22 protein-coding genes are annotated in these 23768 nt (G+C 70.8%); 12 read left to right on the forward strand and 10 right to left on the reverse strand.

From position 1 onward, the window contains the following. The 6 genes from ACZ52R_RS22150 to ACZ52R_RS22175 all read right to left on the reverse strand — a co-directional run. The coding region (locus ACZ52R_RS22150; protein WP_465753949.1) for a galactose-1-phosphate uridylyltransferase at nt 1-602 on the reverse strand (602 nt) is incomplete at its 3' end. Nucleotides 603-732: 130 nt separating this feature from the next. Next, entirely contained in the window at nt 733-1773 is a 1041-nt protein-coding gene (locus ACZ52R_RS22155; protein ID WP_360503613.1) for an ABC transporter permease, read from the reverse strand. Next, on the reverse strand, nt 1770-3365 hold the full coding sequence (locus ACZ52R_RS22160) for a sugar ABC transporter ATP-binding protein (protein WP_465624214.1): 1596 nt from the start codon (nt 3363-3365) through the stop codon (nt 1770-1772). Before ACZ52R_RS22160 ends, ACZ52R_RS22155 begins: the two co-directional genes overlap by 4 nt. A 47-nt stretch (nt 3366-3412) precedes the next feature. Beyond that, entirely contained in the window at nt 3413-4411 is a 999-nt protein-coding gene (locus ACZ52R_RS22165; protein WP_465624212.1) for a substrate-binding domain-containing protein, read from the reverse strand. Nucleotides 4412-4735: 324 nt separating this feature from the next. Continuing rightward, nucleotides 4736-5542 carry a DeoR/GlpR family DNA-binding transcription regulator gene (locus tag ACZ52R_RS22170; protein WP_360503621.1) on the reverse strand — a complete coding sequence of 269 codons (807 nt, stop codon included), beginning with the start codon at nt 5540-5542 and terminating at the stop codon, nt 4736-4738. A 190-nt stretch (nt 5543-5732) separates the two neighbouring features. Then, complete coding sequence (locus ACZ52R_RS22175; protein WP_465753950.1) at nt 5733-7853, reverse strand: alpha-galactosidase; 2121 nt, start codon at nt 7851-7853, stop codon at nt 5733-5735. A 408-nt stretch (nt 7854-8261) separates the two neighbouring features. Here ACZ52R_RS22175 and ACZ52R_RS22180 point away from each other — a divergent pair, with 408 nt between their 5' ends. Beyond that, on the forward strand, nt 8262-9293 hold the full coding sequence (locus tag ACZ52R_RS22180; RefSeq protein ID WP_465663039.1) for a substrate-binding domain-containing protein: 1032 nt from the start codon (nt 8262-8264) through the stop codon (nt 9291-9293). Between the two features lie 267 nt (nt 9294-9560). Further along, the gene (locus ACZ52R_RS22185; protein WP_465624206.1) at nt 9561-10391 is read left to right on the forward strand and encodes a YhjD/YihY/BrkB family envelope integrity protein; all 831 of its coding nucleotides are present in this window, start codon (nt 9561-9563) and stop codon (nt 10389-10391) included. A gap of 127 nt (nt 10392-10518) precedes the next feature. On the opposite strand, the gene ACZ52R_RS22190 is transcribed toward ACZ52R_RS22185, so the two are convergent. Together ACZ52R_RS22190 and ACZ52R_RS22195 are read right to left on the reverse strand one after the other, a co-directional pair. Continuing rightward, nucleotides 10519-11805: an MFS transporter gene (locus tag ACZ52R_RS22190; protein ID WP_465753951.1), complete on the reverse strand. Its 1287-nt coding sequence runs from the start codon at nt 11803-11805 to the stop codon at nt 10519-10521. Next, entirely contained in the window at nt 11802-12341 is a 540-nt protein-coding gene (locus tag ACZ52R_RS22195; protein WP_465624202.1) for an ArsR/SmtB family transcription factor, read from the reverse strand. The genes ACZ52R_RS22190 and ACZ52R_RS22195 overlap by 4 nt, the downstream gene beginning before the upstream one ends. Nucleotides 12342-12483: 142 nt before the next feature. On the opposite strand from ACZ52R_RS22195, the gene ACZ52R_RS22200 reads away from it, so the two are divergent. The 7 genes from ACZ52R_RS22200 to ACZ52R_RS22230 all read left to right on the forward strand — a co-directional run bounded on the left by ACZ52R_RS22200 (nt 12484) and on the right by ACZ52R_RS22230 (nt 17781). Then, on the forward strand, nt 12484-12807 hold the full coding sequence (locus tag ACZ52R_RS22200) for a hypothetical protein (RefSeq protein ID WP_465624200.1): 324 nt from the start codon (nt 12484-12486) through the stop codon (nt 12805-12807). Nucleotides 12808-13248: 441 nt separating this feature from the next. Continuing rightward, on the forward strand, nt 13249-13614 hold the full coding sequence (locus ACZ52R_RS22205; RefSeq protein ID WP_465624198.1) for a hypothetical protein: 366 nt from the start codon (nt 13249-13251) through the stop codon (nt 13612-13614). 151 nt (nt 13615-13765) lie between these two features. Continuing rightward, a complete protein-coding gene (locus ACZ52R_RS22210; RefSeq protein WP_384379104.1) occupies nt 13766-14113 on the forward strand; it encodes a VOC family protein in 348 nt (115 codons plus the stop codon). A 246-nt stretch (nt 14114-14359) separates the two neighbouring features. Then, a complete protein-coding gene (locus ACZ52R_RS22215; protein ID WP_465753952.1) occupies nt 14360-15322 on the forward strand; it encodes an alpha/beta hydrolase in 963 nt (320 codons plus the stop codon). A gap of 310 nt (nt 15323-15632) precedes the next feature. After that, a complete protein-coding gene (locus tag ACZ52R_RS22220) occupies nt 15633-16583 on the forward strand; it encodes an SDR family NAD(P)-dependent oxidoreductase (RefSeq protein ID WP_465624223.1) in 951 nt (316 codons plus the stop codon). A 288-nt stretch (nt 16584-16871) separates the two neighbouring features. After that, nucleotides 16872-17399, forward strand: coding sequence for an Imm50 family immunity protein (locus ACZ52R_RS22225; protein ID WP_360503649.1), 528 nt, complete (start codon nt 16872-16874; stop codon nt 17397-17399). Further along, a complete protein-coding gene (locus ACZ52R_RS22230) occupies nt 17383-17781 on the forward strand; it encodes an Imm50 family immunity protein (protein ID WP_465624194.1) in 399 nt (132 codons plus the stop codon). Before ACZ52R_RS22225 ends, ACZ52R_RS22230 begins: the two co-directional genes overlap by 17 nt. A 196-nt stretch (nt 17782-17977) precedes the next feature. On the opposite strand, the gene ACZ52R_RS22235 is transcribed toward ACZ52R_RS22230, so the two are convergent. Beyond that, entirely contained in the window at nt 17978-18673 is a 696-nt protein-coding gene (locus ACZ52R_RS22235) for a DUF1062 domain-containing protein (RefSeq protein WP_465753953.1), read from the reverse strand. 821 nt (nt 18674-19494) lie between these two features. On the opposite strand from ACZ52R_RS22235, the gene ACZ52R_RS22240 reads away from it, so the two are divergent. Continuing rightward, nucleotides 19495-20226 (forward strand): DUF7873 family protein, encoded by a 732-nt coding sequence (locus ACZ52R_RS22240; RefSeq protein ID WP_465753954.1) that lies wholly within the window; start codon nt 19495-19497, stop codon nt 20224-20226. 644 nt (nt 20227-20870) lie between these two features. Here the strand turns inward: ACZ52R_RS22240 and ACZ52R_RS22245 are convergent. Continuing rightward, nucleotides 20871-21452, reverse strand: coding sequence for an RICIN domain-containing protein (locus ACZ52R_RS22245; RefSeq protein ID WP_465624190.1), 582 nt, complete (start codon nt 21450-21452; stop codon nt 20871-20873). Between the two features lie 399 nt (nt 21453-21851). Between ACZ52R_RS22245 and ACZ52R_RS22250 the strand changes: the two genes are divergently transcribed. Next, nucleotides 21852-22217, forward strand: coding sequence for a hypothetical protein (locus ACZ52R_RS22250; RefSeq protein WP_465624188.1), 366 nt, complete (start codon nt 21852-21854; stop codon nt 22215-22217). Nucleotides 22218-22808: 591 nt separating this feature from the next. Beyond that, nucleotides 22809-23759 carry a hypothetical protein gene (locus ACZ52R_RS22255; protein ID WP_465753955.1) on the forward strand — a complete coding sequence of 317 codons (951 nt, stop codon included), beginning with the start codon at nt 22809-22811 and terminating at the stop codon, nt 23757-23759. Nucleotides 23760-23768: the final 9 nt, after the last annotated feature.

Genomic DNA, 23768 nt, shown 5'->3' on the forward strand with positions numbered 1-23768 from the left:
GCGGTGCGCGGGGTGGTGAAGGGGAAGGCGTAGATCTGGCCGTGCGGGTGGGCGAGGGTGACGCCGATCTCGGCGCCGCGGTTCTCGAAGCAGTACACCTGCTGGACGCCCGGCAGGGCGGAGAGTTCGGCGGTGCGGTCGGTCCACGCGTCGAGGACCAGGCGGGCCCGCTCGGGGGTGAGGTCGGCGAAGGAGGCGTCGTGGTCGGCGGTGAAACAGACCACCTCGCAGCGGCCGGACGCGGGACCGCCGGTGTGCAGCGGGTCGGACTCCGCGGGCACGTGTGCGGCCGCGTCGAAGGAGAGGGACGGGAAGCGGTTCTCGAAGACCGCGGCCTCGTAGTCCAGGGCCGGGATCTCGCTCGACCGGTCCGGCCGGGAGGGGCAGAGCGGGCACTCGTCGGCGGGCGGGAGGTGGGTGCGGGCCTGGCGGTGGGCGGCGATGGTGACCCAGTCGCCGGTGGCGGGATCGAGACGGATCGCGGAGAGGCTGGTGGTGGCCTCCGGCGGCCGCAGGTCGGTGGCGTCGCGGACCACGGACTCGTCGGTGTCGTAGTAGATCAGCTCGCGGCCGTCCGCGAGCTTGGTGGTGGTCTTCTTCACTGTTCTGCCTTCCGGGACCTCCGGCACGTCACGGAGGTCGGCGTTTCCAGGATGGTCGGCGGTGCCCATGGCGGAGGCCGCCTCCGGTGGGGGGCGGAGGCGGCCTCCAGGGGGCTCGGGAGAGGGCGGGTCAGGCCGGCAGGCCGACCGCCCGCTCGCGGCCGCGCCGCTGCTGGATGACCACGGCGGCGACCAGCAGCAGGCCCTGGGCGACGTTCTGCCAGAAGGTGTTGATGCCCTGGACGGTGAGGCCGTTCTGCAGGGCTCCGAGCAGGGCGACGGCCAGCAGGGTGCCGCCGATCCCGCCCTTGCCGCCCTTGAGGGCGCAGCCGCCGAGGGCGGCGGCGGTGATGGCCTGGAGTTCCAGGCCCTCGCTGCCGGAGGTGGGCTGTCCGGAGCCGGTGCGCGCGGTGAGCAGGACACCGGCCACGGCCGCGACCATGCCGGTGAGCGCGTACACCGAGAGCAGGTACTTGTTGAGGTTGATGCCGGCCAGCCGCGCGGCGGTGTCGTTGCCGCCAAGGGCGTAGATGTTGCGCCCGATGTCGGTGTAGGTGAGCAGGACGTGCACGGCGGCGGCGATCAGGATGAGGATCCACACCATCGTCGGCAGGCCCGCGATCTTGCCGCGGCTGAGGAAGACGAACAGCGGGTCGCCGAGCACGTAGCCCTGGGCACGTCCGTCGGAGATCAGCTGGGCGACGCCCTTGTACGCGGCCAGTCCGGCCAGGGTGGCGATGGTCGGGTTGACCCGGCCGTAGATGATCACGGCGCCGTTGAGCAGGCCGACGGCGGCGCCGACCAGCACGGCCGCGCCCATGCCGAGCAGTGCGCTGGAGCCGGTGGAGGTGAACACCATCGCGCTCACCACGGAGGCGAGGCCGGCCTGGGAGCCCACCGAGATGTCCAGGCCGCCGCAGATGATCACCACCGTCTGGACCACGGCGAGCAGCCCGGCGATGGTCGCCGCCTCGGCGATCACCTGGATGTTGTTCCAGCTCAGGTAGTTGATGTTGAGCGAGCCGAACAGGGCGAGCACGGCCGCGAGGGCCAGCAGCAGGATGAGGTTCTGGCCACCGACGACGTCGAGCAGCGCCCGCGGACCGGTCGGCCGCGCGGGCCCGGCCGGGGCCTGCGGCCGCTGGTCGGCGGTGGCGGAGGGGGTGGTCATCGGGCAACTCCGGTGGTGGCGTCGGTGTCGGTGGTACGGGGGCCGGTGGCGAGGTCGTCCGTCATGGCCAGGGCGAGGACGGCCTCCTCGGAGGCCTCGGCTCGGCCGAGTTCGCCGGTGACCCGGCCGTTCTGCATGACGAGGATCCGGTCGGCCAGGCCGAGGACCTCGGGCAGCTCGGAGGAGATCACCAGGACGGCGACGCCGTCGCGGGCCAGGTCGGCGATGATCTGGTAGATCTCGGCCTTGGCGCCGATGTCGACGCCGCGGGTCGGTTCGTCCAGGATCAGCAGCTCGGGGCGGCGGGCGAGCCAGCGGGCGAGCACCACCTTCTGCTGGTTGCCGCCGGAGAGCGTCCGGACCTCGGTCTCGATCGAGGGGGCGCGCACCCGCAGCCGGTCCGCGTACTCCTGGGCGAGCTGCTTCTCGGCGGCGCGCTTGACGAAGCGTCGGCGCCGCAGCCGGTCGAGGCTGACCAGGGAGGTGTTGTCCCGGATGGCGCGGTGCAGGAACAGTGCCTGGGCCTTGCGCTCCTCGGGCGCCAGACCGAGGCCGGCCCGGATCGCGTCCTTGGGGGAGCGCAGGCGCACCGGCCGACCGCCGAGGATGATCTCGCCGGAGCGGATCGGCGCGTCCCCCGCGAGGGCGAGGGCCAGTTCGGACCGGCCGGCGCCGATCAGCCCGGCGAGGGCGACCACCTCGCCGGCCCGGACCTGGAGGCTGACGTCGCGCACGTCGTCGGTGGTGAGGCCGCGGACGTCCAGCACCACCCGGTCGGTGGCGACGTCCTGGCGGACGAACAGGCCGGCCAGGTCGCGGCCGACCATCAGCCGGACCAGCTCGCGCTCGTCGGTCTCGGCGGCGGGCAGGACGCCGGTGAGGGTGCCGTCGCGCAGGACGGCGATCCGGTCGGCGAGCCGGAAGATCTCCTTCATCCGGTGCGACACGTAGACGATCGCGATGCCCTGGTCGCGCAGCCGGCCGATCAGGGCGAACAGCGCCTCCACCTCGTGTTCGGAGAGGGAGGAGGTGGGTTCGTCGAAGGCGATCGCCCGGGGCGGCACGGCGCCGGTGAGCGCTCGCATGATTTCGACCAACTGGCGTTGTGCGGCGGTGAGTTCGGATCCGAGCAGGTCAGGATCGAGAACCTGGTCGAAGCCGAGTGCGGCGAGGTCGGCGGTGATCCTGCGGCGCAGTTCGGCGCGGTCGAGGCGGCGGCCGGCCCGGCGGGGGAGGCTGCCGGCGTAGACGTTCTCGGCGACCGACACGTGCGGGATGATCTCCGGCTCCTGCGGGATGATCCGGATGCCCGCGCGGCGCGCGTCGGTCGGCGAGGAGAGGTCGAGGGGGACGCCGTCGAGCAGGACCCGGCCCTCGGTCGGGCGGTGGTCGCCGCTCAGGATGCGCAGCAGGGTCGACTTCCCGGCGCCGTTCTCGCCCATCAGGGCGGTGACCTGCCCGGGCGGGAAGGCGACGGTGACGCCGTGCAGTGCCCGGACACTGCCGAAGGCCTTGCCGACGTTCTCGGCGGCCAGGCCGAGGACGGGCTGCGGGGACGGTCCGCCGCCGGGCGGGGATTCGGGTGCGGTCATGTGTGCCTCGCTGGAGGTGCGAATCGGACGGTTCTGGTGCGGCACCGTCAGTTGCAGGTCATGCCGCTGTTCTGCCACGTGGCGGCGTCGACCATGGTGGTGGGGGCGAAGCCCTCGGCGGGGAAGTCCTTGTTGTTCTTGAGCTTGTCGTACATGGTCTGGACGGCCAGTGCGCCGACGTCCTTGCCGTTGATGAAGAGTGCGGCCTTCATGCCGGTGGGCTTGCCGCTGGTCCAGTCCTTGCAGGCGAGGTAGGCGCCGAGGCCGACGCCGGCGATGTCGTCGGGGCTGACGCCGGCGTTCTGCAGGGCGGTGACGGACCCCTGGACGTTCTCGTCGTTGCAGCCCCAGACGATCCAGTGCTTCACGCCGGGGTTGGCGGTGAGGGTGGCGGCGGTCTTGTCCTGGGCGCCGGTGGGGGTGTTGTCGGTGGCGACGTCGATGTTCTTCACGCCGTCACCCGCGGCCTGGGCGAATGCGGCCTTCGCGGCCTTGACGCGGTCGCCGCACACGGTGACGTCCTGCTTCCAGGCGGAGATGATCCGGGTGTCGGCCGCGTTCCAACCGGCCTTCTTGAACTCGGCGGCGGCCCGCTTGCCGACCTCCCCGCCCATCTGCTCGCCGCTGAACCCGACCCGGGGGACCAGATCGCTCTTCGCGCAGGCGCCCGGGGCCGGGCCGGTGACGCAGATCTGGTCGTCGGAGGTGAGGAGGGCGACCTTGGCGTCCTTGGCGGTCTGCACGACCTGCGGGCCCACCGCCGGGTCCGGCACGACCACGATCAGCCCGTTGCTCTTGCCGGCGATCGCCGACTGCACCTCGCTGACCGTCTTGTTGGCGTCGTTGCCCAGGTTCACGACCTTCAGGTCCACCCCGAGCTCCGCGGCCTTCGCCTTCGCGCCCGCCGCCTCGCCGACGAAGTACTCCTGGTCCCCCTGCTTCTGCAGGTACGTCAGCGACACCTTGCCTTCGACCTTCGCGGTGTCACCCGCGCCCGACGACGACTCCTGGCCCGTCGAGCAGCCCACCGCGGCTACCAGGGACACACAGCCCAGCACGGCAACGGACAGAACCCGACCACGACGAATGAACATGCGAAGACTCCCGGTAAGGAGAGAAGGGTGAGGGAAGAGCCCGCGGGAAACATCCGCGGAGCCGGTAGCGCTTGAATCAAACACAATCGATCAGAACCAAACTTGATCAAACGTGCTCGCACAGGAAACTCCCCTGTCGGGCGTTCGTCAAGACCTTCGTTCCCGCTCGCGTCGATTCGAGACGATCCCGTTATCCGCATCCGCCGGAGCCGCGCGACTGCGCCCCACCCGCTCTCCCCACCGGGAGTCGAGGAAACAACTGCCGTGACCAGAGGGTCAGTTGACTGACTCTGCGACGATCACCTCGCCCACCTGCTCGGCCACGACGGTCCGGCGCTCGGCGGACAGCCCCTCGTCGGTGACCAGCACGTCGACCTGGTCCAGGGCGGCGAAGGTGGCCAGGCCGACGGTGTCCCACTTGGTGTTGTCGGCGACCACGACCACCCGGCGCGCGGAGCCGATGAACACCCGGTTGGTCTCCGCCTCGGCGAGGTTGGGCGACGTCAGCCCGGCCTCGACGGAGATGCCGTGGCAGCCCAGGAAGAGCACGTTGACGTGCAGCGAGCGGATCGCCTGGTCGGCGAGCGGGCCCACCAGGGCGTCGGAGGGCGTGCGGATCCCGCCGGTGCGCAGCACGGTGGTCCCGGCCCCCGCCCCCGGGCCGGCCTGCTCGAACACCTCGGCGATCCGCAGGGAGTTGGTCACCACGGTCAGCCCGTCCACCGACGCCAGCTCCCGGGCGACGGCGTGCGTGGTCGTGCCCGCGCCCAGGCCCACGGCCATCCCGGGGCGGACCAGTTCCGCGGCGGCCCGGGCGATCGCCTCCTTGGCGGAGAGCTGCCAGGACGACTTCGCCTCGAAGCCCGGCTCCTGGCTGCTCGGGGCGCCGGCCGGGACGGCGCCGCCGTGCACCTTGTCCAGCAGCCCCTGGCGGGCCAGGGCGTCCAGGTCCCGGCGGATGGTCATGTCCGAGACGCCGAACTCACGGGTGAGTTCGTTCACCCGCACCCCGCCCCGCTGCCGGAGCCAGTCGAGGATCATCGCGCGCCGTTGCCGCGCCAGCAGCTGTGCGTTGTCAGTCACGTGGCACTCCTAGGTACGCACGCGGACGCGGCCGGCCCGCGGGCGGTACGGCCCGACGGCCCGACCGTTTCGGGTGCGTCTGTTGGTGGTGGAACGTGTGACTATACGTGTCCGGGTCGTCGGCCTTTCTCCCGATGCCGACGGGTGGTGGTCCCGTGGCCACGGGGTGGTGGAAGGCGGCGGTGTCGGGTCAGGACAGGGTCGTCCAGCCCTGCGCCGCCGAGGAGTTGGGCTGATCGGTGACCACGGCGGAGGTGGCCGCCGGGTTGGGGGCGTCCAGCACCAGGCCGGTGGCGACGTTGGTGACGGTCAGCGCGCCGGTGGCGGTGTTCTGGACGACCCGCCACTTCTGCTGGGCGTTGTTCGGGTCGTAGCCGTTGGTCACGTATGCCGCCGCGCCGGCCGAGCCGGGTGCGGTGAGGGTGCCGTGGACCTGCGTGCCGGTGGAGCAGTTGTCGGTGATGTGCACCGTGCCGTCGGCGTTCGCGGCGAAGTTCCACTGCTGCGAGGTGTGGGTGTTCCACCACGTGTTGACGTCGACGATCGCACCGTCCGCGGCGCTGCAGGTGCCCTGGACCTCCAGGGCCTGGCCGCCGGTGCCGCCCGCGCTGATCCCGTGGTACTTGCCGTCACCGATCACTGCCGCCGCCACGGTGGCGGCCTGGGGGGAGAGCCGGAACATCGCGACGCCGTGCGGGGCGACCCGGTTGCCGCCGACCGTGCCGCCGGCGGCGACCGTGCCGGTGGCGCCGGTCCACAGCTCCTTGTACGTGTAGCCGTTGCCGGTCAGGCCGAGCGAGGCGAGGCTGCTGCCGATCGTCTGCCAGTTGTTCGGGTCCTGGTTCACCAGCAGGACGGCCGTGTCGCCGCCCGCGAGTCGGCGCTTGAGGACCACCGGGCCGGTGCTGCTGTTCGGCGCGGCGCCGACCAGGGTGGCGGGCTTGGCGAGCGCGTCCTGGTCGATCCGGATGACGTCGGCGTTCTTCATGATCGCCAGACTGGCGGCGGTGATGCCGGTGGACCAGGTGGTGCCGCCGTCGGTGTGCTGCGAGTCGGCCGCGGCGCGCAGGTCCGCGCCGGACACGAGCGGCGAGGCCATCATCGACAGGACGGACACCTCCGTGCGCGACTCGTCGTCGGTGAACGGCTTGTGACAGGAACAGGTGTCGGTGACGCCCCACGAACCGTAGACGTCCTGCCAGCCGGCGAACATCATGTCCATGTCGTTCCAGCTGCCCGGGCGCACGTTGCCCGGGTACTGCAGCGCGGTCTGCAGCTGCCCGCCGTACAGCACGCCGCTCAGGTCGCTGGCGCGGTCGCCGCCGATCCGGCACATGTTGGCGACCTGCCCGCACCAGACGCCGGTCGGCGCATAGCCCGGGGACTGGTACGGCGGGGTGCCGGCGGCCTGGACCACCGGGTCGGTGCGGGCCGGGTCGTTGGCGTTCAGCAGGTACGGGACGCCGGTGTGGACGGGCTGGGCGGAGAGGCTGAGGGCGACCTTGGGCCTGCCCCGGGCGGCGGAGGCGGCGTCGAGCGCCCGCTGGAAGGTCTGTACCCGGGCGTACATGGACTGGGTGAGTTCCTTGCCCTCGCCCTGGGTGCCGTAGTTGTGGCCGTCCGGGCCGGTGATCGGCGGGCCGTACGGGCAGTCGTCGTACTTGACGAAGTCGACGCCCCAGGAGACGAAGTCGTTCGCGTCGGTCGTCTCGTGGCCGAGGCTGCCGGGGTGCATCTGGCAGGTGAGGTAGGTGTCGGTGGCGTACAGCCCGAACTTCATGTTCTTGCTGTGGGCGTACCAGGCCAGGTACTGGATGCCGTTGACGGTCTGCCCGTTGACGGTCTGTGAGGGGAAGGTGTCCGCGCGCGGGACCAGGTGGCCGGAGGTGGGGTCGTTGCCGGTGCCGTCGGTGCCGGCGACCGGGTTCCCGGCCGCGTCGTAGAGCTGCATCGAACCGTACGAGGTCCGCACGAGGTCGGTGCTCTGGCCGTCGCGGTGCCACAGCGACCAGCCGTCGTCGATCGTGACGGTGTCGTAGCCGGCCGCCACCAGGCCGTTGGCGGACATGAAGTCGATGGTCTGCTTGACCTGCTGCTCGGTCACGTTGGTGCCGAGCGAGTTCCAGGAGTTCCAGCCCATCGGCGGGGTGAGGGCGGTGCCGTTGTCCAGGGCGGCGGCCGGGGTGGCGGTGGTCAGCGCGACGGCGCCGAGGCCCGAGGTCGCCAGGGCGAGCGACAGCAGCGCACCGGCTATGGCGCGGGGTGACCCTGCGGTGAATGAGCGCAGGCGTGGGCGCAGGCGTGGGCGCATGGGTGCTCCAAGATGGTGGGCAGTGGGGGTGCCAGAGCGATCGCCTGTTGAGATGTGTTGAGTAATGTCGAGAGCCGACGGAAGCCACTCAGGCCTCAACAGGGGCAGGCGCAGGCTAGTGGCTCGCCCCGGTCCGACTCAAGTGCCGTTCCCAGGAGCGATAACGAGCGGGTATCGGCCTGCATCTCGTCGTCGCGAGATCTTGACGGCCAGGTGAACGTGGCGTTTCCTAGCAGCTCTGCGTTCGAACACGTTGGATTCTGATCGATTTGAACGTTCAAACCGTCACATTCGCTCTGCCCTGCCCTTCTGCGCTCCCACGCTCCTACGCTCTTGCCCTCCTGCGCTTCGCACTCATCCGCTCCGCCGGCCGCACACCGGACGGTCGCCGTTCAAAGGAACCAGGCCATGCGCTCCACTCGAGCCCGCCGACCGGCACCCGCCGCCGCGGCCGGCGCGGCCGCTCTCGCCCTGGCGCTGACCGGGTGCTCGGGCGAAGGGCCGGGCACCTCGGGCCACGGCCCGATCTCCATCACCTTCCTGCAGAAGCAGGGCGACCAGGGCTACTTCGTCGACGAGGCGGCCGGGGCCAAGGCCAAGGCCCGCGAGCTCGGCGTCGAGCTGACCCTCGTGGACGTCGGCAACGACCGCGACCGCTCGCTCACGGAGGCCAAGAAGGCGATCGACCACAAGACGGGTGGCCTCATCGCCGTCGTGCCCGACCCATCCGTGGGCCCCGAACTCGTCGCCCTCACCCGCCAGGCCGGCCTGCCCCTGCTCTCCGCCGACGACCAGATCTGCGCCGACTACACCGATCCCGGTGCCTGTTTCGCCAACGGACTGGTGCCCCGGGTCGGCTTCAACGGCGCCACCATGGGCGCCGCGGTGGGTGAACGCGCGGCCGGCGAATACACCAAGGCCGGCTGGAAGGCCGCCGACACCTGGACGCTGTCGATCGGGAACAGCGACATCCCGGTCTGCCGGGACCGCATGAACGCGGCGGTGGACGCGTTCTCCGTCCACGGCGGTGCGGCGCTGAAGACCGCGAAGGTGTGGGCGGCCAACACCGTCGAGGACGCCCGCCGCCGAACCGCCTACGCCCTCACCTCCAAACCCGGCGTCAAGCACTGGGTGGTCTGGGGCTGCAACGACGAGGACACCGAGGGCGGCATCCAGGCCCTGAGTGAGGCGGGCTTCGGACCGGACAACGTCATCGGCGTCGGCATCGGGGCCTACCTCGCCTGCAAGGACTGGCTGACCGGCAAGCCCGCCGCGATGCGGGCCGCGCTCCTCCTCAAGGGCTCCCAGGTCGGCGCGCTCGCCGTCCAACAGATGGTCGACCGGCTGAAGGACGACAAGGCGCTCCCGCGCGAGACCACCGTCCCCGCCACCATGGTCGACCCCTCCAACTGGCAGGCGTCCGGCGCCGTCTGCACCTGACGGCCCTGGAAGCGACAGCGGTCGGGGCCGGTCTCAGCCTCCCCGCCCGGACCGAAGGCCGTTCGCACCCGCGTCCGCGTCGGAACCTTCCCGGGCAGGGCGGTCGCGCTAGGCTCGCGTCGTTGCGGAGCTCCGATACCCGAGGAGAGCGGCACGGCACACATCAACCACGAGCGCCTCACCAAGACGCTGACGTTCTGGTTCCGTCCGGCTTTCACGCTGCGCGTCGTCAACCGCTTCCAGCGAATCGTCGGCTTCGACCGGTCGATGGCGCTGGCTTCCGGGGCATTGGCGGCGCTGGTCCCGCTCGCGATGCTCACCAGCGCCCTCCTCGGCCTCGTCGGACACCAGGACGTCGCGAACCCGATCATCAGTCGGTACGGCCTCACCAGCGGTGGAGCCGAGGCGGTCAGACAGCTCTTCTCGTCGGCCACCGACGCGACCGCCGGCGAGGGCGTCCTCGGGACTCTCTTCCTGGTGATCTCCGTGTTGAGCTTCACCCGGTCCGCGCAGCGGTTGTTCGAACAGACCTGGCAGCTCAAGCCGCTCAGCGTGCGCAACACACCGAACGGCTTGCGGTGGGTTCTCGTCCTCCTGGCGTACCTGGTCGTCACCGGCTGGCTGCGCGTCGAGCTCGGTCGTGGGCGCCTCGAACTGACAGTGTCTCTGTGCCAGGCGCCGCTGACGGCAGGTTTCTTCCTCTGGAGCGGCCGGCTCCTCTCCGCACAGCGGATCGCCTGGCGGGAGCTGCTCCCGTTCGCCGTCGTCGGGGCGGTCCTGACATCGGCCTACTCGGTCGGCGCGACCGTCTATCTGCCGCACCTCTTCGATTCCTACACCACTCGCTACGGCCCGGTGGGCGCTGTCGTCGCGATGATCTCGGCGCTCTTCACCGTCATGCTGGTCGTCGTCGGATCGGCGGCCCTCGGACGGGAGGTCGGCGACGAGCTCGGCCGGATCCGTCGGGGGCAGCGCCCTCCCCACGACGAGGTCCTGCGCGAGTGGGAGAGCCTGGTGGAGCAGATTCGATCGCATTGGCGTCCGGCTCGGGAGCAGTTCTCCCGGCACCACGGACCCGAGGACCCGAAGCACCGCTGACCGGCTCCCGTGGAACGCCCACGCCGTGCACGGCAGGACCCAGGAACACCTCCTTAACCCGGACGTCAGCCCACTGACCCTCACCTACCAGGCCTTCGCCGTACGCGACGCCGGCCCGGTCAGGACCTCACTTGGCGCCCGCGTGAACGGGAACCCGGGATTCCTGCTGATCCGGACCATCGACCGGGGCGGCGGCACGCAGCGCCGCCTCGACCCGGCGGTTGCTCGTCATGGTCGACGTGACGGCGGTCATGGTGAGGAGGAGGCCGGCGGCGGCGTAGAGCGGGGTGCGTACGTCGTAGGTGGTGGCCAGCCAGCCGCCGAGGAAGGCGCCGAAGGGGGCGGCGCACATGCCGAGCATGCGGGAGGTGGAGGCGACCCGGCCCATCAGGTGGGCGGGGACGATCGTCTGCCGGAGGGAGGGGCCGAGCACCATCGTGGCGCCCATGCCCGCTCCGCAGACGGCGAGCGCGAGGCCGGCGACGTACGGGTTCGGGGCGGCGGCAAAGCCCAGGATGGCGAGTCCCTCGACGGCGGCCGTGCAGGTCAGTGCGGCGCCGGTGCCGAGCCGTCGGCCGAGGAAGGAGGCGATGCCCGCGCCGAGCAGACCGCCGGTGGCCTCCGCCGTGAGGAGCAGGCCGAAGCCGAAGGTGCCGACGCCGAGACGATCGTGCGCGAAGAGGGCGAGTACGGTCTCCACGGCGAGGAAGGCGATGTTCCCGACCGCCGGACGCAGCGCGAGCCCCAGCAGCAACCGATCCCGGAAGACGTACGACGCGCCGGCCCGGGCCTGCCGCAGCAGCGACTCACGGGCCTGCGGTACGGGCCGGGGTGCGGCAGGCAGCGACCGTACGAGCACCGCGGAGAGCGCGAACGACACCGCGTCGGCGAGCAGCGGAAGCGCCCGCCCGAGCGCGAGCAGGGCACTGCCCGCGGGCGGCCCCGCGAAGCCGGACGCGGCGGTCTGGGCGCCACGCAGGCGGGAGTTGGCGCGCTCCAGGAGCGCGGTGTCGCGGCCGAGCAGATCCGGCAGATAGGCCGTGGCGGCCGTGTCGAAGAAGAGTCCGCCGAGGCCGAGCAGGAAGGCGACGGCCGCGAGCAGCGGAATGCTCAGCACGTCGAGCGCGGCCGCTGCCGCCGGTATCGCGAGCAGCACCGCACGCGCCGCGTCCGTGACCCACATCGTGCGCCGACGGTCCCAGCGGTCCACCAGCGCACCGCCGAGCACCCCGAAGAGCAGCCACGGCAGCGTTCCGGCGGCCGTGACGACGGCGAGTGCCATCGGATCCCGCGTCAACGTCAGCGCGAGCAGCGGCAGCGCGGCATGCGACACCCCGTCACCGAGCGAGGACACCGTCTGAGCGCTCCACAGCCGTCCGAACCCGGTCGGCAACTTCTTGACGTCGTAGGTCACTTGGCGTCCCCTTCGGCCTGCGCGCGCTGTGCCGGGTGGAAGAGTGCGAAGACGAGTGACGCGTCCGGCAGCGACGGATCGGACAGCTCCCGGTACTCGTCCGCCAGCGCCTGCAGTCGCGCCCCCAGCTCGGCGAACTGCTCCTCGGTGAGCCGCAGATGCGCCATCCGTACGTGGCGCTCGCCGTCGGCCGGCGACGCCTCGAGGTCCGCCACCGCATGCCGCATCAGCACGTCCGGCCCTCCCTCGCCCGGATCCGGCAGCTCGATCGACCGCGCGGCCATGGCGTAGTACCGCTCGGTGACCCCCCGGACCTTCCGGGTTCGCACCACCTTCACCAGGCCGGCCCGTTCGAGCAGTCGTACGTGGTAGCTGGAACTCCCCTTCGCGAGGCCCACCCGCTCGGCGATCTGCGTGATCGTCGCGGGCTCGAAGCGGAGCACGGCCATGATCCGGTGACGCGTGAGATTGGAGACGGCGCGTAGCTGCTCGTCCGTGGTGACGTGGAACGTCTCGGGAAGATCATCGGTAGGCATGCGAGTAATGGTCAACGACTCTTGACCATTGGTCAAGGGGGTTTCGCCCGGCCGAGCGCAGGCGGTGCAGCGTGTTTGCCCCGGTTGTGGCGCATTTGTTGCCAATATCTCCGTACATGTCCGTGACTGCAGAGGAGGAGCCATGTCCGTGATCCTGACGTTGGAGGTCGCCGGCGATCCGAAGGCGTTGGAGCAGTACGCCCAGGACAACAGGAAGACCTTCCACGGGGTCCTCGAAGCGGCGAAGCGTCATGGGCTCATCGCCCACCGCTTCTACGGCACCGAGGACGGTAGCCGCCTGATGGTGTTGGACGAGTGGCCCGACCGGCAGAGCTTCGAGTCGTTCTTCCAGGAGCAGGACTCCGAGATCCGGCCGATGTTCGAAGCCGCAGGAGTAACGACGCAGATCGAACCGAAGGTCTGGCGGGAGCTCTCCACCCAGGACGCCTACGGCTGGGGCGCCTGATCCCGGAGGTACCACGTCGGCCGAGAGCCGACCTGCCACGCCGGGTGCCGCGCGGGCGGCAGCCCAGGGCGTCGGGGAGTCCGAGAAGGTCGGCGAGGTACCAAAGGTCGGCGCGGTACCAGATGACGGGCAGCCCCATCTCGGTGCCCTGAAGCCCGGGTTCGCGTCAGCGGTGACGTACGCGTGAACGCCACCGCTGACGCCCCGGAGCCACTGGTCGCCCGGGCGCTCACCCAGCGGTAGGCGGGTCGGCAGGGAGGTCGGCCTGGCACGGGCCGCGCACCGGACGAAGTGTCAGGGAAACGTCCGGCCAACGTCGTTCCTCGACCTGCCGGTGCACGGGCAGACTGCTGTGCGGACAACGACAGGGGGCGCCCCATGCCAGAGGTCGCTGTTGTCCACCGTTCCAGTGCCCCGGGGCCAACGAACCACGGAGGAACCATGCGTCGTCGTATCGGAGCAATGATCGCTGCCGCCTCGCTGGCCGGCATCAGTATTGTCGGCATGTCGGGAACCGCCCACGCCGGCACGACCGGTTCGGTCAGCATCTCGGTTCCGGGCTGCATCGGCCATCTGAACCTCGCGGCCAACTGGGCCTACGGCCACCTGGACTCGTACACCACCACCTGCTGGCTGACCATCTTCGATCGGAACGACCAAACCCATGCAATGAGCTCCCAGACCATCTCCTTCGGGCCTGGCGGGAGCGGTGACACGGGCCAGTTCTACCACGACAGCGTCGTCCACGCGGTGGCCATGGCGATCTCCAACGGCAGCCAGAGCAACGACACGGCCTGGTACCACTGAGGCCGACGATCCGGTCGGACGGGCCGGCCAACGGGCCGTCCGATCTGTGATCGTCCTCGACGCGTCCCCGCCGGAGTGGGCGGCCGGCGGCGGGCGCGCCGTAGTACTCCTGGGGAGACAACGTCAGGTTCGTTCCCCTTTGGAGTCGTCGATGGCCGTTCGCCGTGTCGTGCCCAACATCCGCTCCGAGGCCGCGCAGGAGAGCCGGGAGTTCTACGGCCTCCTGGGCTTCGAGGAGGTCATGAACCACGGCTGGATCATGACCCTCGCCTCCCCGTCCAGCCCGGCCGCGCAGATCAGCGTCATGACCAGCGACAAGACCGCGCCCGTCGCCCCCGACATGAGCGTCGAGGTGGACGACGTGGATGCGGCCTACGCGGTCATGCGGGAGAGCGGTGCGGAGATCATCCACCCCTTGCAGGACGAGGAATGGGGCGTACGGCGGTTCTTCGTCCGCGACCCCAGCGGACGGGTGGTCAACGTGCTGGGCCATCGCTGACGGCCCGCGCGCCCGGTGAACGTGCCGGCCACGGCCACTCGTCGAGCGGACCGGTCGTGCCCGCCGGCCCGCGGTCCCCGCGGTCCCGCGGTGAAGTCGAGCCATCCGTCGGCGCTCGGGGGACCTCCCCGGCCGGGGGCGCTGCGGGGCGGCGCGGGTGGGGCTGGCAGGCTGTGCCGGTCGGGGCGCTGCCGGGTGCCCCTCGGCGAGGGGGTACTGGTGGCGGGTGAGCCGGGGGGTCGGCGCGTGCCCCCTCTTGACCGGCAGGTGCGGGCGGCGGTGGCGGCCGCTGGTGAGCGGGCGCGGGAGGTGCTCACCCCGGAGCGCCTGACGGCGTGGCAGGAGCGGGACGTCGCCGCCCGGCCCCGCCCGACGCTCGACCGGATGCGCGATGGGGGCCGGTTCGAGGTGGAGGAGCTGCGGGTGCCGCGGGCCGACGGCAGCGACGTCACGCTCGTCAGCGCGCGGCCCGCCGGGGTTCGCCAGGCGCTGCCGCTGCTGTACTACCTGCACGGCGGCGGGATGGTGACGGGCAACGCGTGGTCCGTCCTGCCTCGGCTGCTGCGCGCGTGGGCGCTGCCACTGGGGCTGGCGGTCGTGTCCGTCGAGTACCGGCTGGCGCCGCGCACCCGCTTCCCCGGGGCCGTCGAGGACTGCTACGCCGGACTCGCCTGGGCGGCCGAGCACGCGGACGTACTGGGCGTGGACCCGCGGCGCGTGATCATCGGCGGCAAGAGCGCCGGGGGCGGGCTCGCCGCGGCCCTGGCCCTGCTGGCCCGCGACCGCGGCGGTCCGTCGCCGGTCGGCCAGCTGCTGCTGAGCCCGATGCTCGACGACCGCGGCGACACCTTCTCCAGCCACCAGATGGCCGGCCACGACACCTGGGACCGCACCTCCAACGCCACCGCCTGGCAGGCCCTGCTCGGCGACCGGTACGGCGCCGCCGACCTTTCGCCGTACGCGGCCCCGGCCCGGGCCACCGACCTGTCCCGGCTGCCCCCGGCGTACGTCGACGTGGGGTCCGCCGAGACCTTCCGGGACGAGGCCGTCGGCTACGCCAACGCGATCTGGCAGGCGGGCGGCGAAGCCGAACTGCACGTGTGGCCCGGCGCCTGCCACGGTTTCGACACCATCGCCCCGAACGCGGCCCTCACCCAGGACGCCCACGACGCCCGCACCCACTGGCTGCGGCGCGTCCTCCAACGGTGAACCCGGCTCGGACCGGCCTTAACCGGCTCGAACCGGCGTGACCCCCCGGCCCGAGCCGGCAGACACGGGCGGCACGCGGCACGCGGCGTGAGGTGTCGGCCCCGTCGGCACGGGCCCTCTCCAGCACACCGTCTGCGGAGACGGTGCCCCCACGTGGTCGGAAGCCTGTCGGCGGTGACGGTGATCTGTCGGCGGCATGTCGGCGGCATGTCGGCCGTATGCCGACCGTATGCCGGTGGGGGGTGCGACCTTGGGCGGGCTGGCGCTCGCCGTGAGCACGCAGCCCCCCGAGTACAAGGAGTCGGTCACCGTGTCTTCCTCATCCCAGGGCCGACCGTGGAATGTTCACCGCCTGCCGTCCGCCGAGGGCAGGACCGTCCTGGTCACCGGCGGTAATGCCGGGATCGGCTACTTCGTCGCGGAGCAGCTCGCCGCGACCGGCGCCGTCGTCGTGCTCGGCAGCCGGGACGCCGCGAAGGCCGAGGCCGCCATGGCCTCGATCCGCTCGCGCGTCACCGGCGCGCACGTGCGCCACCTTCGGCTGGACCTCGCCGACCTGTCGTCCCTGAAGGCCGCCGTGGACAGGCTGGACCTCGATCACCTCGACGCGGTGGTCCACAACGCGGGGGTCGCGCTCGACGACCCGCCGCGTCGAGAGACCGCGGACGGCCATGAGCTGATGTTCGCCACCAACCACCTCGGCCACTTCGCGCTCACCCAGTGGCTGGCCCCCCTGCTGTCCGCGGCGCCGAGGGGCCGCATCGTGACGGTGGGAAGCTTCGCGGCAAGGTCAGAGCGACTGGACCTGGGCGATCTGCAGTCGACCCGGGACTACCGGCCCAAGCGCACCTACGGCCGGTCGAAGCTGGCGCAGATGTGCTTCGGCTTCGAACTCGACCGCCGTCTGCGCGCCGGCGGCAGCACCGTGCTCAGCGTGGTGGCCCACCCCGGCGGCGCACTGGACTCCCTCACCCCGTCCCGCCCGCCGGTGCGCGTGACTACCCCCGGCGAGCGGCTGCGCGGCCTGCCCGCCGGGCTCCTGGTGCAGGGCAAGGACGCCGGGGCATGGCCCGTCGTCCGTGCCGTCCTCGACCCGGAGGTGCAGGGAGGGCAGCTGTGGGGGCCGAGGGTCTTCGGCCTGCGCGGCACACCACGGCGTGAGCCCGTCCCCGCTCACATGGCCGACCCGGCCGTCGCCGCCGGCCTGTGGGCCGCCAGCGGTGAGCTGGTCGGCGCCGACGAGCACCTCGGCTTCCGGTAGGCACGCAGCCGCAGGACGGGGCGGCCGTCCGGTCGCCAACTGCCCTTCTCAGGGCGGTTGGCCAGCGGAGACGGCATGGAACGGCCGTTCGGTTGCCGTTTTCTGGGAGCTTCCTGGGAGCGCTCGAGGGTCGTTCCGATCCGCCTGCCGTCGGCGTCGGTGATCCGGGCCCGGACCGAGGGAGCAGTATCATCCCAGCTCAGGCGCCCGTTATTCGATCTCCGACTGCACCGGGGACGAGGATCGGCCAGCAGGGCGCGAAAGCACCCGGAGCGAAGGGACCCACCCGTGTCAGCCGACACCTGGCCGGAACTCCTGATCCACTCCGAGCGGTTGACCGCGCTCTACTCCGAGCTGCCGCCCCTGGAGCACCTGGTTCTCAGATCGGTGCACCTGAGTCCGTACGGCGCCGCCGTGACGTTGCGGGTCGAGTTCCCGCGCTTCCCGGACCTCGCTCCCGCGGCGTGGACCGACGCCGGATGCGACCGGTTCGAGGCCCAGATCGAGTTCATGGGTGTGGACGAGGACCTCCGGATGCGGGGTGTCCCCCACCACACCGTGGTCGACATCGGGCTCACCCCCTTCGTCGAGGGCCGAGTACGCCGGATCACGGTCGCGGTGAGCGGGCCGGGGCTCACGCTGGACTTCACCGCGCATGCGGAGCTCAAGGCCGGCCATCTCAACGCCTACCGCTCCGGCGACGCCGATCCCTATGCGGCCCCGCGGTGGTTCGAGAGCCGGCTCGACCAGCGCCGGCACCCGAACCAGGTGCTGCCTCCCACAACGGCGAAGGTGTTCTATGAACGGTGCCCATGACTGGTCTGCCGAGTTGACCAGCCCCGAGACGGTCCGCATGGTCCTCGGCTCCCCGCCGCCACCACTGAGCGACTACGAGCTGACCTCCGTCCTCATCGACGAACGCGAGGCGTCGGTCACGCTGAGGTTCTTCGCCTTCGCCGTCCCGGCCGGCGCCGCGCAGCTGTGGCAGGAGCGAGGCCACAACGCGGTCGAGTTCGTCCTGCTCTGCCTCGGCGTGACGAACCTCGAAGTGGACGCCTGGTCCGGCTGGCCCACGACCACCGCCACCCTCACGGGGAAGACGGTCGTACTCGGCGGCCGGGGCAAGCAGGTGTCCTTCCAGGCCGCCCGGATCCGCGCCGAGTCCCCTATCGGACGGCTGGCCAGCCGAGCGCAGTGACGTCACCCGAAGGTCGAACAGGCTCCCTCAGCGGCTGTTGTCGTTCCGATCTTTTGGGTGTTGGTCGAGCAGGAGTCTCGATCGGGTGACTGTGGGATCGGGTGACGGTGGCGGGTGCCGGACAGAGCAGGGCCTCTTGGCAGTTCGAAGGCTGTCTACGCCAACAGGCTGTCCAGGAGGCCCTGCTGTCCCTCTTCTACGCTCCCGCCGTCGCCGAGCGCGATGATTGCTGCAGCGTGTCGTGCAACCCGACGTGGCTCAGGTCAGTGCGCACGTCGGTCGGAGCGCCGAGGAGCTTCGAGTGTTTCGCGACGTCGACGGATCCGGGTCCGTGGATGGTGAGCTCGAAGTCCTGACGCACCTTGGCGTCCAGAGCCGGCGGCAGGTGGATACGCCCGTCCCCGACCATGCGTCGTATCTCGGTGCGGCTCAGACCGAGCCCGATCATGAGCAGTCGTTCGACGCGGACCGGCGCGGGCAGCTCGAAGCTGACCAGCACCTTGAGCGGTGTCGGGTCGTCGAGTGCGTAGAGGGGCGTGCGGGTCTCCAGTTCCCAGGTGCCGGTCCAGTCGAGGCGGTAGCCGTTCTTCGCGGCGAGCGACGCACTCATCGTCAGCTCCCGTACCACGGCCGGGTCATTGCTCTCGTACGCCACCCGGCGAGCGGGCTCCAGCGACGAGACGTGGACGCGTTCGTGGACGGGCACCTTCGACGTACGGTCGCACGCTGCACAGCTCAGGAGAAGCCAGACGTCGAGGAGCTTGCCGTTCGCGTTGACGCGGATCTTGCCCGAGGGACGGTGACGCGTGCCGGAGCAGTCCGGGCAGGGTCGTACGACGGTGGGCAAGGCGGACTGACGCACGGCCCACAGGGCCTTGCGGTCGGTATTCATGGATGTGGTTGCTTTCAGGACTCAGCAGGAGCTCTCGCAGGCCGGGCTGCGGCTCCTGGGATCTGACGGATGCACACGAGGGCGCGAGTCATCGCCTCGGGGCCGAGTCGTCAGACTCCGAGGTCAACCGCGCGACAGGTTGGCTGGTGCTACGTGGCAGCCGTTACAGGTCCATGCGGGCGATCGTGATCGAGGCCACGGCCCGCAGGCAACTCATTTTCCGCCGCCCGCCCGCCCGCGAGCCCTGGCAGCGCCAGTGATCAGTCCTGTGGCCGTGGTCGGGCACCGTCGCGCGTGGATAATGCCCTCCCGTGACTTCAGATATAGGCCGCCCGAGATGGTGGTCCGCGCTTCGAGGCTTCCTGCTCTTCTTCGTGTGTGGCGGGCTTGGCTCCTTCGGCTATGGGGTGATTCGGCATCGCCCGGTCGACGGGATGCCGTGGGGCGGGCTGCTATTCGGGGCGATCATCTGTGCGATGCTCAGCGCCCTGATCCCGGGGCGACGGCGCCGCTGAAGTCCCTCTCACCCGAGGGAACGCGTTCAGGCCACGTCAGCCAGGGGCCGCCCGCCCCAGCGCAGTCTTTTCTCGCTGCGGATGCGGGCGCGTTCTCGGCGTTGGGCTGCGAGGACGTCGGGTGGCGGGCGTCGGCGTTGCGCCGGCGCAGGTAAGACACCAGCTACCAGGGAGGGCGCCGAGCAGGCTCCCTCAAGGAGAACCATCCGGACCTCAACCCGCTGCCGTGCTGCGAGACTTACCGGGACAGCTGCTCGATCAACAATTGAGTTTCGCGGTCTGTTCGGGGCTGATAGCGTCCTCGACGTGGCAAAGCTGAACCAGATCATCGCCGTTGAAAAGGGCGTCAAGTCCAAGTCCTTCCAGGAGCTGACGCAGGCCCACCAGGACCTGCAGAAGCCCGCGCTGCTGGCCGGGATCTCCCGCACCTACCAGCCCAAGGACGAGGAGGGCGAGCAGCTGCCGCCGGAGTCGACCCGTGTGCAGCTGAAGGCCGAGGACATCCTCCGGTCCACCGCGAACACCCTCACCCGGCTGTTCGACGTGACGGCCACCAAGGACTGGGCCAACATCGACGCCAGTGCCGACGTGGTGGTGGACGGCCAGGTGCTCCTGGCCCAGGTGCCGGTGCCGTACCTGCTCTTCCTGGAGAAGCAGCTCACCGACCTGTTCACCTTCCTGAAGAAGCTCCCGGTGCTGGACGCCTCCGAGTCCTGGAACCTCGACCCGTCCACCGACTCCTGGAAGACGGAGCCGGTGCGCACCATCCGGACCAAGAAGGTGCCGCGCAACCACGTCAAGGCCGAGGCCACCGAGAAGCACCCGGCCCAGGTCGAGGTCTACTACGAGGACATCGCGGTCGGCTACTGGACCACGGTCAAGTTCTCCGGCGCGCTGCCGGCCCGCCGGGTGAACGAGCTCGCCGAGCGGGTGGAGAAGCTCCAGCAGGCCGTCAAGTTCGCCCGCGAGGAGGCCAACGCGGTCGAGGTCACCGACCGGCGGGTGGGCGACGCCGTCTTCGGCTACCTGTTCCGGTAGCCTCACGATCGCCCGCCCGGGGAGCCGGGCGGGTGCGCCGAGCGCGCCAAGGACCCCGTCCCGGGAGACCGGGCGGGGGGCGCTGCGCGGTGCGAAAAGCTGACACTGATGTTGAAGCTGACCAGGGGTCACAGTGGAGGTTCGATTCCTCCCCCCGGCACCACCGGCCGGGGTAGCCCAAGCCAGGCAGAGGCAGGCCCCTTGAATCTCAGACTCTCGCTCCAGTCTCAGCATTCGCCGCCGAACACCGGATCGACCGGGTGCGGACGAATATCGACGAATGCAGGTTCAAGTCCTGTCTGTGCCGCTCCGTGGCACGGTAGTTCAATGGCAGAACGCGTCGATTTCAATCTGATCCGCGACCCTTAAACGTGCCGGTGTGCGCAATTGGGCGGCAAACAGGGGCCCGGGAGCTGGCTACGCTCCCGGGTCCTCTCGCGTTTCCGGCACGGCCGATACGGCCGACACGGCGGGACCACGGCTGGGTTGCAGAGCCGCCGAACGGAGTCGCGGCAACATCACGCTCCATCCCTATGACCTCTGACTGCGCATCAGGGATGATGGCGCCGGCTCGGATGAGGCCGGCGCCACCGTTCCGGGCGGTTCCTGGTGGGGCAGGCTGCCCGGGGTCGACCCGGGGAGGGTCAGATCGACTCAAGCCACCAGCCCTGGTTGCTCCAGCCGTTGCTGTCCCAGAGCTGGACCTTGGTGCCGTTGGCGCCGATCGTGTTCAGGTCCGCGTCCAGCACACGGCCGTTGTAGCCGTTGACCCATCCGTAGCTGGCCGCGTTCCACCGCTGGTTGGTCCAGCCGTTGTAGTCCCAGAGCTGCACCTTGGTGCCGTTGGCGCCGATCGTGTTCAGGTCCGCGTCCAGGTAGCGGCCGCTGTAGTTGTTCTGGATGTAGTCGATGTTGCCGTCGGTCCACAGGGTCCAGTTCTGGTTGGTCCAGCCGTTGCAGTCCCAGAGCTGCACCTTGGTGCCGTTGGCGCCGATCGTGTTCAGGTCCGCGTCCAGGCACTTGCCGTTGTAGTTGCTGTGGATCCGGTACTGGCCCACGTAGTTCAACGCCGCCACGGCGCGGACCGCACCGGGCTTCGCGTTCGTACCGGACGCCCGGTCGGCGGCCGCGCCGCCGTCGGCAGCCGAAGCCGACCCGATGCCCGCGCCGAGGGCGGCCGCGGCCAGGGCCAGGATTCCGAGGCCGGTGCAGATCTGCTTGCGCATGAACTCTCCTCGCAGAATGAGTGAGCGTACGGAGCATGTGCACGATCCGGAGGCAATGCCGACCGGAGACCCGTCCCGCAGGTGTCCGTCCGCACGGGGATTCACCGCGCTGACCCTGCCTGACCACGACCGGGCCGCTCCGGTGCCGGGCTCCGTGGCGCTTGCCGTGCCAGCCGACCGGCTGACACGACACATCCTCGCCGCGGCGGGACACCTGCGGCCACGACGTTGACCCGACGTTCGCCCGACACTTGCGCCCGGCCGGTCCGCCACGAAGGACGGGGTCTCCGACGAGCGACGAACGGCCCGAGAACGCGTCCGGGCCCGGCCCCCCGTCGGACCGGGGGCAGCCCCTCTCCTAGGGTGGCGTACGCACCGAGCCCGACAGGGAGACCGCCCATGACCAGCAGTTCTCGCCCGACAGCAGCCGTGTCGCCCGTCGAGGCCGGCAACACGCCTGCCCGGGTCAGTTTCTGGTCGGCTGCCCTGGGCGTCGGCCTGATCGTGGCCGTCTTCGCCACGCCGATGTTCTGGCTCTTGTACGGCGGCTACTACACGTTCGCCATGTTCGTGTCCGGGGTCGTCGCCATCCCTGCCGGGCATCTGGGCCGTCGCCGTGGCAAGCGCCTGGGCGGCCGCGACCGCGGCCTGGCCCTGCTCGGCATCGTGACCGGCTGGCTGCTGATCTTCTGCAGCCTACTGCTGGTCCTGGTCTACGCCGGGGCGACGGCCGGACTCGGGTTCCTGGTCGACTCCGCAGGCTGAGCCACGGCCGCCCGGGCACACGGCCGCCCGGGCACGCGGCTGCGCGGGAGCGATCGGCCGGGCGCGGCAGGGGCGTGGAAGCGGTCGTCACCCGAGGGCTGCGGGAGCGCCTGCCCACCCGGCCGGCCGTCGATCCCGCTACGGTCGGTCAGGGAGGGAAGGGCCGCTCCGGGGGTATGTCTACGCACAGTCACCCCAATTGATGCGTGGTCGAACCGGGAATAGCCTGGGAGGACCGAGGGGCCGGCGGTTGCCAAAAGATGTCGGCGTGCCCTGGTCGTCGTCCGCGCTCCCCATCCCGGGGTCCCCGGGGTCCGCTGGTTCGGCCGGTTCGGCCGGTTCGGCCGGTTCGGCCGGTTCGGCCGGTTCGGCCGGTTCGGCCGGTTCGGCCGGTTCGGCCGGTTCGGCCGGTTCGGCCGGTTGAGCGCGACGGCATCGAGGGCGGTGCGGTCGAGGGCGGGCGGGTCGAGGGCAGTGTGGTCGCGGTCTTCGCCCTCGGCGCCGCTCGGCACGTGGTGAGCGTCCCGGGGCCGAAACCCGACAGTCGCCACAACCCGACAGTCAGAGAAGGCGATCACGGTGGTATTCCAGATGTTTCCCGACACCGGCCAGCTCAGGCTCGCGAACCAGGCCACCACCGGCCTGGTCGCCTTCGACGTGGATCCGACGGTGTCGCCCTGGTTCCTGCAGGTGGTGGCCGTCGGGCCGAACTGCCAGCCGCTGCGCGGAAGGGCACCGGACATCGAACTCCGGGCGGGCCAGGGGCTGATCACGGCCGTTCCGCAGAAACCCGCCGAGGCGGCCATCCCCGACGAGACCGGGAAAACGGTCGCGACCGCGTCCTGGACCCGGGACACGAGCGATGTCTTCACGGTCCAGCTGGACGTCGCCGCCCCCGGCGTCTCCGCCTGGAACCTGCGGATCACCAACAACGACCCGCAGGAGCTGGGATTCGTCTGGACCTCGGCCGGGTCCGTCGCGGACGGTCGGCAGCCGCGGCTCCAGATGAACACCACCGTGAAGGTGACCGTCCAGGGCACCGCGCCCGACCAGGTGATCCCCGTGGCCAACATCGGCCCGGGCACGCTGACCTTCGCCGGACCGGTCGAAGCGGACATGGGCGCCGGATTCGTCCTGCACAGCTTCCCCGACAGTCTCGCCCCCAACACCTGCGGCCAGCTCGTGCTCAAGGTCACCCCCGGCGGCCACTTCGCCGCACCCACGCAGACCGCGCACTTCACGCTGAACTGCAACGACACCACGAGCGCCGACAAGACCCTCCAGCTCACGCGCGAGCAGGTGAAGGACGGCAAGGACGGCAAGGACGGCAAGGACAAGGAGGGCAAGGACAAGGACAAGGAAGGCAAGGAGAAGGAGCACAAGGACCACGTCGGCAAGGAACTGGAGACGCACGTCAACCCGCTCGCCGGGCCCGCATCCGGTCAGCAGTCCGAACACTTCATCCCCGCGGACCAGCGCCCCGACCTCGCGGACAGCGCCCTCAGGAACGAGGACCCCGAGACGGGCCCGGGCAGAGGCTAGGCCCCGCAT

Source organism: Kitasatospora sp. NPDC034023, assembly GCF_055575795.1.